The sequence below is a fragment of the Bradyrhizobium sp. 930_D9_N1_4 genome, from assembly GCF_052076015.1.
Classification (GTDB): domain Bacteria; phylum Pseudomonadota; class Alphaproteobacteria; order Rhizobiales; family Xanthobacteraceae; genus Bradyrhizobium.
On record NZ_CP197236.1, the window covers coordinates 2,342,370 to 2,358,887 of the forward strand.

16 protein-coding genes are annotated in these 16,518 nt (G+C 64.1%); 9 read left to right on the forward strand and 7 right to left on the reverse strand.

Annotated elements, in window-relative coordinates; all coding sequences use genetic code 11:
- Window positions 1-54: 54 nt before the first annotated feature.
- Together AB7532_RS10885 and AB7532_RS10890 are read left to right on the forward strand one after the other, a co-directional pair.
- On the forward strand, window positions 55-1,404 hold the full coding sequence (locus AB7532_RS10885) for an amidase (RefSeq protein WP_441234790.1): 1,350 nt from the start codon (window positions 55-57) through the stop codon (window positions 1,402-1,404).
- Entirely contained in the window at window positions 1,397-2,083 is a 687-nt protein-coding gene (locus AB7532_RS10890; protein ID WP_441234791.1) for a DUF2848 domain-containing protein, read from the forward strand. The genes AB7532_RS10885 and AB7532_RS10890 overlap by 8 nt, the downstream gene beginning before the upstream one ends.
- Window positions 2,084-2,092: 9 nt before the next feature.
- Here the strand turns inward: AB7532_RS10890 and AB7532_RS10895 are convergent, their stop codons facing one another.
- The gene (locus tag AB7532_RS10895) at window positions 2,093-2,851 is read right to left on the reverse strand and encodes a transglycosylase domain-containing protein (RefSeq protein WP_441234792.1); all 759 of its coding nucleotides are present in this window, start codon (window positions 2,849-2,851) and stop codon (window positions 2,093-2,095) included.
- A 120-nt stretch (window positions 2,852-2,971) separates the two neighbouring features.
- Here AB7532_RS10895 and AB7532_RS10900 point away from each other — a divergent pair, with 120 nt between their 5' ends.
- Both AB7532_RS10900 and alkB read left to right on the forward strand, forming a co-directional pair.
- Complete coding sequence (locus AB7532_RS10900) at window positions 2,972-3,712, forward strand: 2OG-Fe(II) oxygenase (RefSeq protein ID WP_441234793.1); 741 nt, start codon at window positions 2,972-2,974, stop codon at window positions 3,710-3,712.
- 9 nt (window positions 3,713-3,721) lie between these two features.
- The gene (gene alkB / locus AB7532_RS10905; protein ID WP_441239239.1) at window positions 3,722-4,375 is read left to right on the forward strand and encodes a DNA oxidative demethylase AlkB; all 654 of its coding nucleotides are present in this window, start codon (window positions 3,722-3,724) and stop codon (window positions 4,373-4,375) included.
- Between the two features lie 130 nt (window positions 4,376-4,505).
- On the opposite strand, the gene AB7532_RS10910 is transcribed toward alkB, so the two are convergent.
- From AB7532_RS10910 to hpaH, 6 genes are all read right to left on the reverse strand, one after another.
- Complete coding sequence (locus AB7532_RS10910) at window positions 4,506-6,131, reverse strand: thiamine pyrophosphate-dependent enzyme (RefSeq protein ID WP_441234794.1); 1,626 nt, start codon at window positions 6,129-6,131, stop codon at window positions 4,506-4,508.
- A 25-nt stretch (window positions 6,132-6,156) separates the two neighbouring features.
- A complete protein-coding gene (locus tag AB7532_RS10915; RefSeq protein ID WP_441234795.1) occupies window positions 6,157-7,026 on the reverse strand; it encodes a fumarylacetoacetate hydrolase family protein in 870 nt (289 codons plus the stop codon).
- A gap of 169 nt (window positions 7,027-7,195) precedes the next feature.
- Window positions 7,196-8,179, reverse strand: coding sequence for a 3,4-dihydroxyphenylacetate 2,3-dioxygenase (gene hpaD, locus AB7532_RS10920; protein ID WP_441234796.1), 984 nt, complete (start codon window positions 8,177-8,179; stop codon window positions 7,196-7,198).
- Between the two features lie 27 nt (window positions 8,180-8,206).
- Window positions 8,207-9,745, reverse strand: coding sequence for a 5-carboxymethyl-2-hydroxymuconate semialdehyde dehydrogenase (hpaE, locus tag AB7532_RS10925; RefSeq protein WP_441234797.1), 1,539 nt, complete (start codon window positions 9,743-9,745; stop codon window positions 8,207-8,209).
- The gene (locus AB7532_RS10930) at window positions 9,738-10,136 is read right to left on the reverse strand and encodes a 5-carboxymethyl-2-hydroxymuconate Delta-isomerase (RefSeq protein WP_441234798.1); all 399 of its coding nucleotides are present in this window, start codon (window positions 10,134-10,136) and stop codon (window positions 9,738-9,740) included. The genes hpaE and AB7532_RS10930 overlap by 8 nt, the downstream gene beginning before the upstream one ends.
- A 29-nt stretch (window positions 10,137-10,165) precedes the next feature.
- Complete coding sequence (hpaH, locus tag AB7532_RS10935) at window positions 10,166-10,972, reverse strand: 2-oxo-hept-4-ene-1,7-dioate hydratase (protein ID WP_441234799.1); 807 nt, start codon at window positions 10,970-10,972, stop codon at window positions 10,166-10,168.
- Window positions 10,973-11,097: 125 nt separating this feature from the next.
- Here hpaH and hpaR point away from each other — a divergent pair, with 125 nt between their 5' ends.
- From hpaR to AB7532_RS10960, 5 genes are all read left to right on the forward strand, one after another.
- On the forward strand, window positions 11,098-11,613 hold the full coding sequence (hpaR, locus tag AB7532_RS10940; RefSeq protein ID WP_441234800.1) for a homoprotocatechuate degradation operon regulator HpaR: 516 nt from the start codon (window positions 11,098-11,100) through the stop codon (window positions 11,611-11,613).
- Between the two features lie 293 nt (window positions 11,614-11,906).
- Complete coding sequence (locus AB7532_RS10945; protein ID WP_441234801.1) at window positions 11,907-13,052, forward strand: ABC transporter substrate-binding protein; 1,146 nt, start codon at window positions 11,907-11,909, stop codon at window positions 13,050-13,052.
- Window positions 13,053-13,134: 82 nt separating this feature from the next.
- A complete protein-coding gene (locus tag AB7532_RS10950; RefSeq protein WP_441234802.1) occupies window positions 13,135-14,007 on the forward strand; it encodes a branched-chain amino acid ABC transporter permease in 873 nt (290 codons plus the stop codon).
- A complete protein-coding gene (locus AB7532_RS10955; protein ID WP_441234803.1) occupies window positions 14,004-15,782 on the forward strand; it encodes a branched-chain amino acid ABC transporter ATP-binding protein/permease in 1,779 nt (592 codons plus the stop codon). Before AB7532_RS10950 ends, AB7532_RS10955 begins: the two co-directional genes overlap by 4 nt.
- Entirely contained in the window at window positions 15,782-16,510 is a 729-nt protein-coding gene (locus AB7532_RS10960) for an ABC transporter ATP-binding protein (RefSeq protein ID WP_441239240.1), read from the forward strand. The genes AB7532_RS10955 and AB7532_RS10960 overlap by 1 nt, the downstream gene beginning before the upstream one ends.
- The last annotated feature ends 8 nt before the right edge of the window (window positions 16,511-16,518 follow it).

Here is a 16,518-nt window from a genome sequence, read left to right on the forward strand (position 1 = left end):
TGTCGAACTGAGCCGGCGCTATAGATTGCGCGCGCAATATTCCGTGAGACAGACATGCCCGATTTTCCGACACTGGCGAAGCTCGCCGAAGACCTCGAAAGTGGCCGCACCACCTCCCGCAAGCTGGTCGAGGCGTGCATCGCCAAGATCGCCGATCCCACCGGCGAGGGCCAGCGCACCTTCGTCCATGTCGACAAGGACGCCGCGCTCGCAACCGCGGACGCGATGGACGGCTTGCGCAAGGCCAAGGCCGCGCCGTCGCGCTATGCCGGTATCCCGGTCTCGATCAAGGATCTGTTCGACATCAAGGGCCAGGTGACGCGCGCCGGCTCCCGCGCGCTCGACGATTCCCCGCCTGCCGAGCAGGATGCGCCGACGGTGGCGCGGCTGCGCAAGGCCGGCTTCGTGGTCATCGGCCGCACCAACATGACCGAGTTCGCCTATTCCGGCATCGGCATCAATCCGCATTATGGCACGCCGAAGGGCGCCTGGAACCGGGCCGAGGGCCATGTGCCCGGGGGCTCGTCCTCGGGCGCGGCGGTCTCCGTGCTCGACGGCATGGCGCATGGCGCGCTGGGGACCGACACCGGCGGCTCCTGCCGCATTCCCGCCGCCTATAACGGCATCGTCGGCTACAAGCCGACGCAGCGCCGCGTGCCGCTCGACGGTGCCGTGCCGTTGTCGTTCTCGCTCGACAGCATCGGGCCGCTGGCGCGATCGGTCAGCTGCTGTGCCATTCTCGACGCCGTGCTCGCGAACGAGCCGATCACGACGCTGAGGCCGCGTCCCGTGAAAGGCATGCGGCTCGCGGTGCCGACCACGATCGCGCTCGATGATCTCGATGCGGACGTGGCCGATACGTTCGAACGTGCGCTCAAGAGCCTCGCCGATCACGGCGCCATCATCGAGCGCATCGAGATGACCGAATTCCACGACATCGGCCCGATGAACGCCAAGGGCGGCTTTGCCGCGTCCGAGAGCTACGCCTGGCATCGCTATCTCATCAATTCCAAGGGGGAGGTCTACGACCCACGGGTCTCCATCCGGATCATGCGCGGCGAGGCGCAGAGCGCGGCCGACTACATCGATCTGCTCAACGAGCGCCGCTCGCTAATCGCCCGCGTCAATGCGCGCATCGCGCCCTATGACGCGCTGGTGCTGCCGACCACCGCCAACACGCCGCCGAAGATTTCAGATTTGGCTGACGACAAGGCGTTCACCAGGGAAAACCTGCGCGCGCTGCGCAACTGCACCCTGATCAACATGATCGACGGCTGCGCCATCTCGCTGCCTGCGCACCGCGAGGGCGACATTCCCGTCGGCCTGATGCTGGCAGGGGCGGGCGGATCTGACCGCCGTATCTTTGAACTTGCTGCCGGCATGGAGGCCGTAATTCGTGTTTGACCTGACTTTCACCGTCGACGCCCAGGACACCACCACGCCGCTGACATTGGCGATCGACCAGATGGTCATTGCCGGCTGGACCGGCCGTGATCCCGTCGCGCGCGACAAGCACATCGCCGAATTGCAGGAGATGGGCATCGCTCCGCCGGCCTCGACGCCGATCTATTATCGCGGCGCGGCGCGGCGGCTGACGCAGGAGGACCGCATCGAATGCACCGGCGGCGATTCCTCCGGCGAGGTCGAGTTCGTGCTGATCGGCTGGCAGGGCCGCATCTTCGTCGGCTGCGGCTCCGACCACACCGACCGCAAGGTCGAGGCCTACAGCGTCACGGTCTCCAAGCAGATGTGCGACAAGCCGATCGCCTCGACGCTGTGGGAGCTCGAGGACGTCATCGGCCACTGGGACAAGATGATCCTGCGCTCCTGGGCCACGATCAAGGGCGAGCGCGTGCTCTACCAGGAGGGCACGCTGGATGCGATGCTGCCGGTCGCCGACCTCATCGCGCGCGGCTTCGACGGCAAGAAATTTCCCGACGGCTGCGCGATGTTCGGCGGCACCTTTGCGGCCAAGGGCGGCATCCGCTCGGCGGAGCGCTTCGATTTCGAGCTTGAGGATCCCGTGCTGAAGCGCACGATCAAGCACGGCTACGATGTGGTGACGCTGCCGGTGCGGGGCTGAGGCACGCGGTCATGGATTGACTGGATTGGCCTCAGCGCCCGGCGTGTCGTTGAGCGGCAGCGGCCGGTTCTTTGCCGTTGCCGCCTGCGTCTCACTGATCAGTCCTGCCGTCTGCATGCGATCGATGACGCGATCGCGGGACCGCGCGTCGAAGGATCGGCTCGGGTAAGGCTGTCGCGCGCGAATCATGAGAAACGCAATTTCGTCGACATCGAGATCCGGGAGCGGTTTTCCAAAGTAGGTCTCTGCGCCGGCCGCCATGCCATATGCACCGCGACCCAGATACCTCTCATTGAGATAGATCTCGAGTATCCGGTCCCGGGACAAGCTGCGGATGACACGCTGCATGAACAAAATCCCCGCGATGGGATCGATCTGACGACGGGTCTCCGGGGAGAGCGATAGCAGGCAGTGCGCAACAGGCTGCGTGATGCCGCCTGCCAGGGGTCTGCGGCCGGCGCCCATGGCAGACGCAATCTCGACGATCGGGTTCAGCGACCAGGCTTGGTAGTAGTCAGGTTGCTCATAAGCGATCACGGCGTCCCGCAGCAGGTGCGGGATATCGGCGAGAGGTACGACGGCGCGTTTGGCGTCGGTCCCGCATGCCGGACCCGTCTGCGAAATCGCCGCGAGCTGGGCTTCGGTTGGAAGTCCGATGCCGTACTCATAATGCCAGACCAGCCAACCGGAAAAGGCGAGCAGGCCTACGCCGCCGAGCGAGAGCACGGCCAGCACGGTCTCGGCGGCAACGACGAAAAATTTGCGCATCTGCTGCAGGCTTAAGAAGCGGGCGGGACAAATTCGCGATGGAACCGGACGGAATTGGGGCGGTTGGGCCTCACGGAAATCGGGTGGTCCGCCAATGCGGGGTCTGCAAGACTATCGGCCATGAAAACAGTCGCAAAACTCGCCATGCCCAATCCCGACGCGACCTTCGGCGTCGATGCGCTCCCATGGCCTGAGATCACCGCCGAGCTCGACACTCAGGGCTGCGCCATCCTCAAGGGCCTGCTGACGCCGGACCAGTGCCGCGCCATCGCGGCACTCTATCCTGATGATACAGGCTTCCGCAGCCGCATCGTCATGGGCCGCCACGGCTTCGGCCGCGGCGAGTACAAGTACTTTTCCTATCCGCTGCCCGATCTGATCGCGGAGTTGCGGCCGGCGCTCTACGCGCATCTCCAGACCGTCGCCAATCGCTGGAACGAGGCGATGGGCATCGACATCCGCTATCCGCAGGAGCATGCGGCCTTCCTGAAGCGCTGCCACGAGGCCGGACAAAATCGGCCGACGCCGCTGCTGCTGCAATATGAGGCGGGTGATTTCAACTGCCTGCACCAGGACCTCTACGGCGAGCACGTGTTCCCGCTTCAGGTCGCGATCCTGCTGTCCGAGCCGGGGCGCGATTTCACCGGCGGCGAGTTCGTGCTGACCGAGCAGCGCCCGCGCATGCAGTCGCGCGCCGAGGTGGTGCCGCTGGCGCAGGGCGACGCGGTCGCCTTCGCTGTGCATCACCGTCCGGTGCAGGGGACACGCGGCACCTATCGCGTTAATCTCCGCCATGGCGTAAGCCGGATTCGCTCCGGCCACCGCCATACGCTGGGTGTGATCTTTCATGACGCGAAGTAAACGCTGCCGCTGATGGCGGATTTGTTCGACACGGTTGCCGAAGCCCAGCCGTCGCGCGAAGAGATCGCCGACGGTGCCGTGCTGCTGCGCGGCTTCGTCAAGCCGATCGAGGGCGAGCTGATCGAAGCCGTGCGCGCCATCGTGGCGCAGTCGCCCTTCCGCCGAATGACCACGCCGGGCGGCCATCTGATGTCGGTGGCGATGACCAATTGCGGCGAGCGCGGCTGGATCACCGATCACACCGGCTATCGCTACGATCCCATCGATCCGCGCACCGGCGCGCCATGGCCCGCGATGCCGCCCGTGCTTCGCGATCTCGCCCGTGGCGCCGCGGAGCAGGGCGGTTTTACAGATTTCGCGCCCGATGCCTGCCTCGTCAATCGCTACGAGCCCGGCACCCGGCTGTCGCTGCATCAGGACAAGGACGAACTGGATTATTCGGCGCCGATCGTCTCGGTCTCGCTCGGCCTGCCCGCGACGTTCCTGTTCGGCGGCCTCGCGCGCAGCGACAAGCCGCGGCGTTTCCGGCTGGTCCATGGCGACGTCGTGGTCTGGGGCGGGCCGTCGAGGCTCGCCTATCACGGCGTCGCGCCGCTTGCGGAAGGCGAGCATGCGCTGCTCGGACGCAAGCGGATCAATCTGACGTTCCGCCGGACGCGGTGATCTTCCTGTCATTCCGGGGCGCGCGAAGCGCGAGCCCGGAATCCATAACCACGATCGGGAGTATGGATTCTCAGATGCGCAATTGCGCATCATAGCCTGCGCCTTACGGCGCATCCCGGAATGACGATAACTACGGCTTCGGCGGGTGAATGAACGCCCACGGGCTGACTTCCGAATCCCGGGTCACCTCGACCGAGATCAGATACGGCCCGCCATGCGCGAGCGCCTTCTCCATCGCCGCCTTGAACTGGTCCGGCGCTGTCACACGCGCAGCAGCCACGCCAAACGACTCAGCCAGCTTGACGAAATCCGGATTGACCAGATCGGACGCCACCACCCGGCCGTCAAAGCGTTCGCGCTGGTCGCGGCGGACATTGCCATAGGCGTTGTTGTTGAACACCACCGTCACTACGCCGATGTTGAACTGCACGGCGGTGGCAAGCTCCTGCACGCCGAACATGAAGCCGCCGTCGCCGGTGATCGCCACCACCGGCCTATCAGGATTGGCGACTTTCGCGCCGAGCGCGGTCGGGAAGCCCGAGCCGAGCGTGCCCTGATAGCCCGAGGTGATGAAGGTGCGCGGCTCGTAGATCGGGAAGCCGTACCAGGAGGCGAAGCCGAACTGCGACAATTCATCTGTCACGATCGCGTTCGCCGGCAGCACCTCGCGCAGGATGTTCAGATACGCCATCTGCGGCTGGATGCGCTGGATCTCCGCTTGCGCGGTCGCCGTCGCCTCGCGGATCGCGGCGCGGCGGCCGGCGGTCTTGCTGTAGCCGGCCTTGCTGACGGCCGCCGTGAGATCGGCCGTCGCGGTCCTGGCATCGGCAACGATGGCGGTGTCGGAGATGAAGCGCCGCATCTCGACGGGATCGATGTCGATGCGGATGCTCTTCAAGCCGTCGGGACGATACGGCCAGCGCGACATGGTCGGCAGCTCCAGCCGCGAGCCGATGCCGATCATCAGATCGGTCTTGGCCCAAAGCTTGTACGCGGCGGCCATGGTCAGCCCAAGCTCATGCGCATTGGAGACGATGCCGCGGCCGCTGCGGAAGGCAACAACGGGCGCGTCGATCATCTCGGCGAGCTCGAGAATCTCCGCGCTCGCTTCGATCGCACCGCTGCCGACGAAGATCATCGGCGCCTTGCTGCCCTTGATCAACGCGGCCGCCTGCTTGATCAAATCAGGGTCAGGCAGCGGGGCAGGCAGCGGCTCCAGCACCTGCGCGGCGGCGGTATCCGCGCGCTGGGTAAAGATATCCCAGGGCATTTCGACCGAAGCCGGACCGCGCCGCCCGGAGGTCATCTCCTGGAACGCGCGCGCCACGGTCGTCGGCGCATTGCCGGGATGCTCGATGCGGTCGGCCCATTTCACATAGGTGCGCAGGGTCGCGAGTTGGTCCGGCATCTCGTGCAGATGGCCGCGGCCCTTGCCGAGGAATTGTGTCGGCACCTGGCCTGTGACGCAGAGCACCGGTTCGTTGCAGCCGAAGGCGGTGAGCAGCGCCGCGCTGGCGTTGAGCACGCCGGGGCCAGGCACCACGCTGAACACGCCGGGCCTGCCGCTGGAGCGTGCATAGCCGAACGCCATGTAGCCGCAGGCCTGCTCGTGCCGCGCGCCGATCACCTTGAGCTGGGCCTGATGGAAAGCGTCGAACAGGCCGTAGACCTGCGCGCCGGGCAGGCCGAACACGGTGTCGACGCCGTGGGCGACAAGCCCGCTTACGATTGCTTCGCCGCCGGTGAGGGTGGTCATTGCTTCATTCCACTTCAATTCTTGTTCAAGCTTCGTCGATGACACCGTTGCGCAATGTGCCGATGCCCTCGGCCTCGACCTCGATGACATCGCCCGGCTTCAGATAGCGCGGCGGATCGAACCGCGCACCGGCGCCGGTCGGCGTGCCCGTCACGATGATGTCACCGGGAATGAGCGTTGCGAAGGTCGAGATATAGCTGATGAGATAGCGGAACGGAAACATCAGCCGGCTGGTCCGGTCGTCCTGCCTCAGCTCGCCGTTGACATGCGTGGTGAGCCTGATGTCTGCGATCTGCGCTTCCCTCGTGTAGGGCACCAGCCACGGGCCGAGGCTGCCGCTGGAATCAAAATTCTTACCCTGCGTCACGTTGAACTTGGCGTGGCGCAGCCAGTCGCGCACCGAGCCTTCGTTGCAGAGCGTCAGCGCGGCGATGTGGTCGAGCGCCGCGCTCTCCGAAATGTGCCGGCCCGGCTTGCCGATCACCAGCACGATCTCGCCCTCGTAGTCGAGTTGCGCCGACGCGCGCGGGCGCACCAGCGGCGTGTCGTGGCCGACGAACGATCTTGGCGAGCGCATGAACATGCTCGGATATTTCGGCGCGTCCTGGCCGTCCTTGTACTCGGCGTTACGATCAGGATAGTTGACGCCGATGCAGATGATCTTCTCCGGCGCGGGCACCGGCGGCAGCCAGGTGATGTCACCGAGCGCATGATCTGGTTTACGGCTGGCAGCTTCCTCGGCGAAGGCCGCGAGCTTGCCGGCTGCGATCACCTCGCGCAGCGTTGGATAGTCTTTGGCGTAGCGCGCGGAGAGATCGACGATGCCGCCCTCCAGGACGGCGCCGTAGCTGACATCACCCTTGACGGAATAGGTGGCGAGGCGAGGGAGCTTCATTGGCAATCTCTCTTGTCGTCCCTGCGAACGCAGGGACCCATACCGCGTGATCTATCGATAGGGTGCGACGGCAATCCCGAACGGCCAACCTTCGCCAAACTCCTCCCTGTGGTTATGGGTCCCTGCGTTCGCAGGGACGACAGGGGAGAAACTTGGCCGGCCACCCGCATCAATCCGCCACCAGCACATCGGCGACAAATTTCGGCTCACGCACGGCCTGCCCTGAGAACGGTGAGCCCTGCTCGAACCAGGAGCGCGGGGCCGGTGCACCCCACAGCGTCTGGCGGCGCGGATCGCGCAGCGACCAGCGCAGCGGCTCGTGGTCGTGATCGCCGGTGAAGTAGTCGCTGGTATAGAGCTCGAGGCGATGACCGTCGGGGTCGCGCACATAGAGGAAGAACGCATTCGAGATGCCGTGACGTCCGGGGCCACGCTCGATGTTTTTCACGAAACCTTGCGAGGCCATGACGTCGCAGAGATGGATGATGTTCATCGCTGTCGGCGTCCAGTAGGCGAAGTGATGCAGCCGCGGGCCTTTGCCGTTGGTGATGGCGAAATCGTGGACGTTACCCTTGCGATGCATCCAGGCCGCGGCGATGCGCCCGTTCGGGCCGTCCTCCTCGGCATATTCGGTGAGACGGAAGCCGAGCCGCGCATAGAAGTCGACGGTGTCCTGCACCTCGGCGGCAAAGACGTTGAAATGATCGAGCCGCTGCGGGTGACAGCCCCTGTAAAGGTCATAGCGGCGGAGCAGATGCGGCCGGCGGTCCATCGACGCGTAGAGCTCGATCTGGAAGCCGAAGGGGTCGGTGAACTGGAGCGTCCGGCCCTGGAACGGCTGGTCGACGAAGGCGTAGCCAAGGCCGTTCTCGGACAGGAATTTTGCGGCATTGTCGAGATCGCCGTCATTGCCGACCTTGAAGCCAAGCCTGTTGCAGGCCGGCGCTGACGCCTTGCGCAGCACCAGCGAGTGATGCTGATGCTCTTCGGCTGCGCGCAGGTATACGACGTCGTCATCGGCATCCTCGACATGAAGGCCGATTGTGGTCTCGTAGAATTCGCGGCTCAGCTTCAGATCGGTCACGTCGAGCACGACGTGGCTGGAGCGGATGATGTTGAACGGCGGCTCGAAGATGTGTTGCGGTGCGGGCATTTGCGTTTCCCCGGGGAATGACGAGCGTCAGAGTCCAAGTTTCTGGATCTTGTGCGTGCCCCGCGCCAGCGAGACATGCTTGGTTTCCATGTAGAAGTCGAACGAGTAATCGCCGCCGTCGCGGCCGATGCCTGAGGCCTTCATGCCGCCGAACGGGGTCGGCAGATGGCGGACATTCTCCGAGTTCAGCCAGATCATGCCGGCCTCCAGCGCGTCGGCGACGCGCAACGCGCGCCCCATCTCGTTGGTCCAGACATAGCCGGTCAAGCCATAGCGGATGTCGTTGGCGATCGCGATCGCATCAGCCTCGTCCTTGAAAGGGAGCACGGTGAGGAAGGGACCAAACACCTCCTCCTGTGCCACTCGCATCTTGCCGTTCGCACCTGTGACCAGCGTCGGCTCCACATAATGTCCGCCGCCGGGGCCGTCATAGGCCTTGCCGCCGACGGCGATTACAGCGCCGTCCTGGCGTGCGACGTCGAAATAGGAGCAGACTTTTGCGAGGTGACGTTCGTGGATCAGCGGCCCGATCTCGGTGGCGGGATCGAGGGGGTGGCCGACCTTCAGCGCCTTCACGCGCGCGGTCAGCTTCTCCACGAATTTGTCCGCGATGCTCTGCTGGATCAGCAGGCGGCTCGACGACGTGCAGCGCTCGCCGTTGAGAGAGTAGATCATGAACACGACGGCATCGAGCGCGCGGTCGAGATCGGCGTCGTCGAACACGATCACCGGGTTCTTGCCGCCGAGTTCGAAATGCACGCGCTTCAGGGTCGGCGCGCCCTGAACCATGATCGCCGAGCCCGTCGCGCTTTCGCCGACGAAACCGATCGCCTTGATGGCCGGGTGTTCGGTCAGCGCCTTGCCGGCCTCCTCGCCAAGACCGTGCACCGTGTTGAGCACGCCGTCGGGAACGCCGGCTTCCTTCACAAGCCTCGACAAGATGCTCGCCGTCACCGGCGACCATTCGGCCGGCTTGTGCACGACGGTGCAGCCGGCGGCCAGCGCAGGGGCGATCTTCCAGGTCGAGAGCATGAATGGCGTGTTCCACGGCGTGATCACGCCGACCGGGCCGATCGGCACGCGCGTCGAGACGTTCCAGTGCTCGTCACTCGGCGTGTTCTGGCCATCGCGGGCTTCCGCGCATTTGTCTGCGAAGAAGCGAAAATTCTCGGCGGCGCGGATCGCGGCCTTGGCCATGAAGCGATAGGCCTGGCCGGTGTCGATGCATTCGAGCACGGCGATGTCGTCGGCATTGTCCTCGATCGCGTCGGCGACGCGATGCAGCAGTTTCTTCCGCGTCGCCGGCCCCATGTCGCGCCAGGATCTGAAGGCGAGCGCAGAGGAGGTGGCGGCGGCGTCGACATCTTCGGCCTTGCCGCGTGCGACGTTTGCGAGCGTCGCACCATCGACCGGCGATTTCGTCTCGAATGTCTCGCCGGAGATCGCAGGCACGGTCTTGCCGTCGATAAAATGGCCGATGCCGTCCGCCTTCAGCTTCTTCAGCAGCGGCGCGACACGATCGCGGTTGGCCTGGTAGACGTCGGCTTTCGGCGTGGGCTTATCCATTTGCGGCCTCCACTTTCAGGGCGTCGTGGATGTTGTTGCGCTTCCAGCTGGTATCCTTGTCGTTGATCTGCATGTCGAACGACAAGGCGAACTTGCTGGCGGCGAAGACGGGATCGAGATGTTTTGACAGTGCCTGGAAGACATGCTCTCCGGCTTTCTGGCGCGTGGGCAGATCGCGGCCCTCGCCGATGCGCAGCACCATGTCGAGGAAGCCATAGTCGTTCCGCGCGTCTGCAATCGCATAATGCTCGCATTTGACGGCGCGAACGCGGATGCCGCCGAGCGGGAAGATGCCGGTCTCGACCGCGGCCTTGCGCACGACCTCGCACACCAGCGTCATGTCGAGTCGGCCGTCGAGATTGGCTGAATATTCGATCGTGAAATGCGGCATCGCGGTTTCACTCCCTGCGTTTTTATCGTTCAGGCGAAGTAGCAGCTCACCGAGCCATAGGCGCCATAATCGGCTTGAATTGTGTCGCCCTTGCGGGTCTCGATCGGACGGATGAAGGAGCCCGCGAGCACGACCTGACCCGGCTCCAGAGCTAGGCCGAGCGGCGCGATCTTGTTGGCGAGCCATGCGACAGCGGTCGCGGGATGATTTAGCACGCCGGCGGCAAGGCCGGTTTCCTCGAGCTGGCCGTTCCTGAAGCACAGCGCGCCGATCCAGCGTAAATCCGCGTCGAGCGGACGGATCGGCCGTCCCCCGAGCACGATGCCGGCGTTTGCCGCATTATCGGCGATGGTGTCGAAAATCTTTCGCGTTGCTTTTGTTTTGGGGTCGACGCGCTCGATGCGCGTGTCCAAAATCTCCAGCGCCGGCACGACGAAGTCGGTGGCATTGAGCACGTCGAACATCGTGCAATCTGGTCCCGAGAGCCGCTTGCTCATGACGAAAGCGAGCTCGGCCTCGACGCGCGTGGCGATGAAGCGCTCGGTCGGGACGAGGCCGCCGTCGGCGAAGAACATGTCGTCGAGCAGCACGCCGGAGTCGGGCTCGTTGATGTCGAGTGCGCTCTGCATCGCCTTCGAGGTCAGGCCGATCTTGTGGCCTTTGACGATGTGTCCCTCGGCGATCTTGACGTCGACCCAGGCTTTCTGAATCGCGTAGGCGTCAGCGATCGTGATGCCGGGAAATTCCTGCGAGAACTGCCGGATCTGGACGCGGGTCTTCTCCGCCTGGTGCAGACGGCGCGCGCAAGCCTGGATATCGTCGTTGGAAAGCGCCATGGGTGATCTGCCAAAATCGTGGAGCGCGAAAATACTTAACATGTTAAGTGAATGCGTCAAACACAAATTGGGCTTGCTGCACTGCAAACATTTTGCGGTCTGAACGGACGACTTGAAAGGGCGATATGTCGAAGAGACCGGCTGATCCCGCGAACGGCGAGCCCGCCGCACGGCAGGTACCGATGCGCGACTTCTCGCGCTCGCTGCCGATGTCGCTGCTGCGCGCGCGCGAAGCCGTGATGCGGCAGTTTCGCCCCAAGCTGCGCGAGCACGGCTTGACCGAGCAGCAATGGCGCATTCTTCGCGCACTTGCCGCGATCGACGCTGCGGAAGTCACGGAACTCGCGCGCACGGCGTTTCTCCTTGGGCCGAGCCTGTCGCGCATCCTGCGCGATCTCGAGGCGCGCAATCTGATCGAGCGCAAGACCGCGAAGGCCGATCAGCGCCGCAGCATGGTCTCGATCTCGAAGGAGGGCGTGAAGCTGATGGCTTCCGTCGCGCCGTCCTCGGAAGCGATCTACGCGGAGATCACGCAGCGCTTCGGTGCGCGCAAGCTCGTCGAGTTGCAGGAGATGCTCGGGCAGTTGGAGTTATGCCTTGCTTCCTCCGATGCGCGTGACGATGTCACTGACGAGATGTGACGGCAAATTTGCATGATGACTTGTCAGTTACGCATGACTGTCGTCATTGCATAGTGCGTGGGCGTCGTGATCGCGCATCAAATGCGAGAAATCCTGCAGAAAACAGCTGAGAATAGATCGTCGCCGCAGGTGTTAGTCATCTTCGAGCGCAAGTTCTCCGCACTTAGTCGATGACATCTCAATATCAATTTACTCATGCCGACAGAATCCGTAAGTAGCATCCGGCTCTGTATTCAGTGACAAAGCCAAAACAAGAAGGGCCGACAAGGACGCCCGGCCCCAGGGAGGAATGAATGAGACTGACGAGACGCGATTTCGCGGCCGGAGTTGCTGCCGGCATTGCAGCGCCCTACCTCATCAAGAGCGCGCATGCGCAAGGCGCCACCATCAAGATCGGCATGTGCGCGCCTGTCACCGGTCCCGCCGCTGAATCCGGCGGTTACGCCATCAAGGGCGCCAGGCTCGCGCTCGAAGCCGTGAACAAGGCCGGCGGTATCCTGGGAAAGCAGGGCGAGCTGATCGTCGAGGACGACCAGACCACCAATCCGGGCATCGTGCTCGCATTCTCCAAGCTCGCCGCGCAGTCCGACATCGTCGGGTTCCTCGGCTCGATCCGTTCGACCCAGGTGCACGCGATGGCGCCCGACGTGATCAAGCTCGGCAAGCCCGTGATGATCGGCGGTACCGATCCGAACCTCACCCACATGGGCAATCAATGGCTGTTCCGCTGCCGTCCCAATGACAGCTATTCCGGCCGCGTCATCGCCGAATACGGCGTCACCACGCTGGCGAAGAAGAAATGGGCCGTGCTGCACTCGACCGATGCGTTCGGCACCGCAGGCGGCAAGGCGCTGACCGAAGCGCTGGGCAAGCTGGGTGCGCCGCCTGTGCTCGACCAGGGCTACGCCAACCAGAGCCAGGACTTCACCCCGGTCGTGCTCGCGATCAAGCAATCTGGCGCGGACATTCTCGGCTCCTACTTCACCTTCGAGAATGACCTCGGCATCTTCGCGCGCCAGCTCCGTCAGCTCGGCGTGAACATTCCCTGGGTCGGCTCGCCCTCGATCGTCAACATCACCGCGCTCAAGCTTGCCGGTCCCGCGCTTTACAACACCTACGGCGTTGCCGACTATGCCGAGGACTCCAGCGAAGGCTCGAAGGCGTTCGGCAAGATCTACCGCGATGCGGTCAAGGTCGCGCCCGACAACCAGAGTTCCTGGACCTTCGATGCCATCAACGTGATGGCGCAGGCCATCAACAAGGCCGGCACGACCGAACCGGCCAAGGTTCGCGAAGCCATTCTCGCGATCAAGAAGTTCCCGGGTGCCGAGGGCGAATACAATTTCGACCAGAACGGCGACGGTCTCCACGGCTACAACATCGTGAAGAACGAAAAGGGCACCATCAAGTTCGACAAGCACATCGAGTTCAACGACTGACTTGAAATGACCTCCCCGATGCCGGTCGGGGAGGTCGTTACGTCGTTTGTCGAACGTATCCGATCTCCAACAGAAGCTTGTCATGGATCTCGCCCTACAACTGCTCTTTACCGGCATCGGTATCGGGGCCGTCTACGCGCTCGTTGCGCTCGGCTTCGTGCTGATCTTCCGTGCCACCAATGTGGTGAACTTCGCCCAAGGTGAATTCTCCATGGTCGCGGCCTATCTCATGGTCGTCGCCATCGAAGCGGGGCTGCCCTATTGGGCGGCCTTCATCGTCGCGCTGCTCGGCATGGCGCTGCTCGGTGTCGTCTTCAATCTCGGTGTCTACTATCCCTTGCGCCACCGCACTTATTTGCCCGTGATCATCGCCACCATCGGCGCCTCGATCCTGCTGGCGAACTCCGTGCTTGCGATCTACGGCCCGCAGCCCCAGGTGCTGGAAGGTTGGTTCGAAACACCGGGCATCCAGGTCGGCCCGGTCTATCTCGATAGCCAGTATCTCCTGATTATCTGCGTCACCATCTGCCTCGTGATCTTCAATTTCTGGTTCTTCGAGAAGACGCTGCTCGGCAAGAAGCTGCAGGCGACTTCGCAGGACAAGGAGATGGCCTCGCTGCTCGGGATCTCGGTCTCCACCATGATCATGATCACCTTCATCTATTCGGCCGTGCTCGGTGGTCTCGCCGGCATCCTGGTCGCGCCGGTGCTGTTCGTCTCGATCCAGATGGGCTCGACGATCGCGCTGAAGGCGTTCGCGGCCACTATCATCGGCGGCTTCGGCGACGTTACCGGCGCCATCATCGGCGGGATTTCGCTCGGCGTGATCGAAACCTTCGGTGCGGCCTACATCTCGGTGCCCTACAAGGACGGTTTTGCGTTCCTGGTGCTGATCGCCTTCCTGATTTTCCGGCCGCAGGGCATCTTCGGCGAACGCGTGGCGGAAAAAGCATGAGCGCACCCAGCGACAACATGCCGATCCCGGCGCCCGCCATCCATTCGAGGCCGCTGCTGGTCCGGCACCTGCCGTACTTCATCGGCGCGGCGATTCTGGTCGCGCTCGCCGCGACCATGCGCTTCGACGGATACGTCCACAACATCCTGCTCCAGGCCACCACGTTCTCGATCGCGGTGTTCGGCCTCTCTGTCGTGCTCGGCCTGTGCGGCCAGATCAATCTGGCGCAGGCCGCGTTCTTCGGGCTCGGCGCTTATGCGGTCGGCATGGGGACGACGGATCTGCAGCTCAGCTTCTGGCTGTGCCTTGTCGGTGGCTGCGTGATCTCGCTGCTGGCGGGCGCCTTCCTCGGCATGTCGACCTTGCGGCTCGGCGGCCACTATCTTGCGATGGTGACGATCTCGTTCCAGCAGATCGTCACGCTGGTCATGATCAACGCGATCTGGCTGACGCGCGGCCCCGACGGCGTTCCCAACATCAAGCGTCCGGAGCTGTTCCAGTCCTCGCAGAGCTATCTCGCCTTTTGCGTCGCGATGCTGGCGATCGTCGGCTATCTGGTCTGGCATCTCGCCGACACAAAACTCGGCCGCGCCATGCGCGCGGTACGCGACAACGAGCTTGCGGCCGGCGTCAACGGCATCGACGTGTTCCGCACCAAGATCTACGCCTTTGCACTTTGCGCGCTGCTCGGCGGACTTGCGGGCGGCCTGTTCGCGGGCGGCTTCGCCTATGTCAGCCCCGATCAGTTTTCGTTCGCGGAATCGATCGTGTTCCTGACCATGTCGCTGCTCGGCGGCGTGGCGTCGCCGATCGGCTCCGCGATCGGCACGGGTCTCCTGATCCTGATCCCGGAATGGCTGCGCTTCCTCAAGAGCGTGCCGGGCCTGTACCTCGCGATCTACGGCCTGTCGGTGATCCTGATCATTCGCTTCATGCCCGACGGCATCTGGGGCTTTGTCGCGGACGCCTTCACGCGCTGGCGCGCCAAGATCAAGGCGACGCCGGCGGCGGCTGCCTTGCAATTAAAGCCGGCGACGATCGGCGGCGAGACCGTGCTGGAAGTCACCGGCTTGTCGAAGCATTTCGGCGGGCTCAAGGCCGTCGACGGCGTCGACATCGCGGTGAAGCGCGGCGGCGTGCATGCGTTGATCGGGCCGAACGGCTCGGGCAAGACCACGACGCTCAACGTGCTTTCAGGGCTGTATGTGGCCACCGCAGGCAAGATCGTGCTCGACGGCACGGACATCACCCATTTGGCACCGCATCAGCGCACGGCTGCGGGCCTCGGCCGCACTTTCCAGAACATCCGCCTGTTCCGTTCGATGACGGCGCTGGAGAATGTCGAGATCGGCGCCGAGCGGCCCGGCAACACCATGGTCGGAAAGGGCGATGACGCGCTGACCGAACGTGCGATGGAGGCGTTGACCTTCGTCGGCCTCGGCAGCCGCGCCAACGAGCTGATCTCGAGCTTCTCCTACGGCCATCAGCGGCTGATAGAGATCGCGCGAGCGCTGGCGTCGAACCCGACGCTGCTGCTGCTCGACGAGCCCGCGGCCGGCCTGAACTCGACCGAGAAGCTGGAGCTGCACGAACTGCTCAAGCGCATCGCCGCGCAAGGGCTGACCATCCTGATCATCGATCACGACATGACGCTGGTGTCGGAAGCGGCCCAGCACATCACCGTGCTCAACTTCGGACGCCGCATCGCGGACGGCGAATCCATGGCCGTGCTGCGTCATCCCGACGTCGTCTCCGCCTATCTCGGGAGCGAATGATGCCGTTGCTCGAAATCCGCAATCTGGTCGTGCGCTACGGCGAGATCGAAGCGCTGCGCGGCGTCACCTGCGCCGTTGAGGAGGGGCAGGTCGTGACGCTGCTTGGCGCCAACGGTGCCGGCAAGTCGACGACTTTGCGCGCCATCTCCGGTCTCGCCAAGCCGACCTCCGGCGACATCCTGTACGACGGTAAGTCGATCGCGGGCCTCGGCCCCGAAGCCATCGTCCGCATGGGGATCAGCCACGTGCCGGAAGGGCGTCGGGTGTTTCCGGGCCTTACCGTGAAAGAGAACATCATGCTCGGCGCGTCCAATCGCCGGGCCGCGACCTCGGAGATCTCTCGCGAGGCGGATGCGATGTTCGACCTGTTCCCGGATATCCGCAAGTTCACCAACGCGCTCGGTTGGACATTGTCCGGCGGCCAGTTGCAGATGGTGGCGGTCGCGCGTGGGCTGATGGCCAAGCCGCGGCTGCTACTGCTGGACGAGCCATCGCTCGGCCTCGCGCCCGTGATCGTGCAGGCCGTGTTCAAGATCATCTCTGAGATCCGGCGCAACACGACGGTCTTGCTCGTCGAGCAGAATGCGCGCATGGGGCTGTCGGTGGCCGATTACGGCTATGTGCTGGAGACCGGCCGCATCGTGCTCGGCGGCAAGCCCGACGAGCTCTGGGGCAATGAGGCGATCCGCGCCGCCTATCTCGGCGGCCATGCCAAGGCGAGTGCATAACCGGGAGA

Excerpts from the sequence above, each read along its gene's own strand:
- AB7532_RS10885 (WP_441234790.1), top strand. The coding sequence starts at position 55 with ATGCCCGATTTTCCGACACTGGCGAAGCTCGCCGAAGACCTCGAAAGT.
- AB7532_RS10895 (WP_441234792.1), bottom strand. The coding sequence starts at position 2,851 with ATGCGCAAATTTTTCGTCGTTGCCGCCGAGACCGTGCTGGCCGTGCTC.
- AB7532_RS10900 (WP_441234793.1), top strand. The coding sequence starts at position 2,972 with ATGAAAACAGTCGCAAAACTCGCCATGCCCAATCCCGACGCGACCTTC.
- AB7532_RS10910 (WP_441234794.1), bottom strand. The coding sequence starts at position 6,131 with ATGACCACCCTCACCGGCGGCGAAGCAATCGTAAGCGGGCTTGTCGCC.
- AB7532_RS10915 (WP_441234795.1), bottom strand. The coding sequence starts at position 7,026 with ATGAAGCTCCCTCGCCTCGCCACCTATTCCGTCAAGGGTGATGTCAGC.
- hpaD (WP_441234796.1), bottom strand. The coding sequence starts at position 8,179 with ATGCCCGCACCGCAACACATCTTCGAGCCGCCGTTCAACATCATCCGC.
- hpaE (WP_441234797.1), bottom strand. The coding sequence starts at position 9,745 with ATGGATAAGCCCACGCCGAAAGCCGACGTCTACCAGGCCAACCGCGAT.
- AB7532_RS10930 (WP_441234798.1), bottom strand. The coding sequence starts at position 10,136 with ATGCCGCATTTCACGATCGAATATTCAGCCAATCTCGACGGCCGACTC.
- hpaH (WP_441234799.1), bottom strand. The coding sequence starts at position 10,972 with ATGGCGCTTTCCAACGACGATATCCAGGCTTGCGCGCGCCGTCTGCAC.
- hpaR (WP_441234800.1), top strand. The coding sequence starts at position 11,098 with ATGTCGAAGAGACCGGCTGATCCCGCGAACGGCGAGCCCGCCGCACGG.
- AB7532_RS10945 (WP_441234801.1), top strand. The coding sequence starts at position 11,907 with ATGAGACTGACGAGACGCGATTTCGCGGCCGGAGTTGCTGCCGGCATT.
- AB7532_RS10950 (WP_441234802.1), top strand. The coding sequence starts at position 13,135 with ATGGATCTCGCCCTACAACTGCTCTTTACCGGCATCGGTATCGGGGCC.
- AB7532_RS10955 (WP_441234803.1), top strand. The coding sequence starts at position 14,004 with ATGAGCGCACCCAGCGACAACATGCCGATCCCGGCGCCCGCCATCCAT.
- AB7532_RS10960 (WP_441239240.1), top strand. The coding sequence starts at position 15,782 with ATGCCGTTGCTCGAAATCCGCAATCTGGTCGTGCGCTACGGCGAGATC.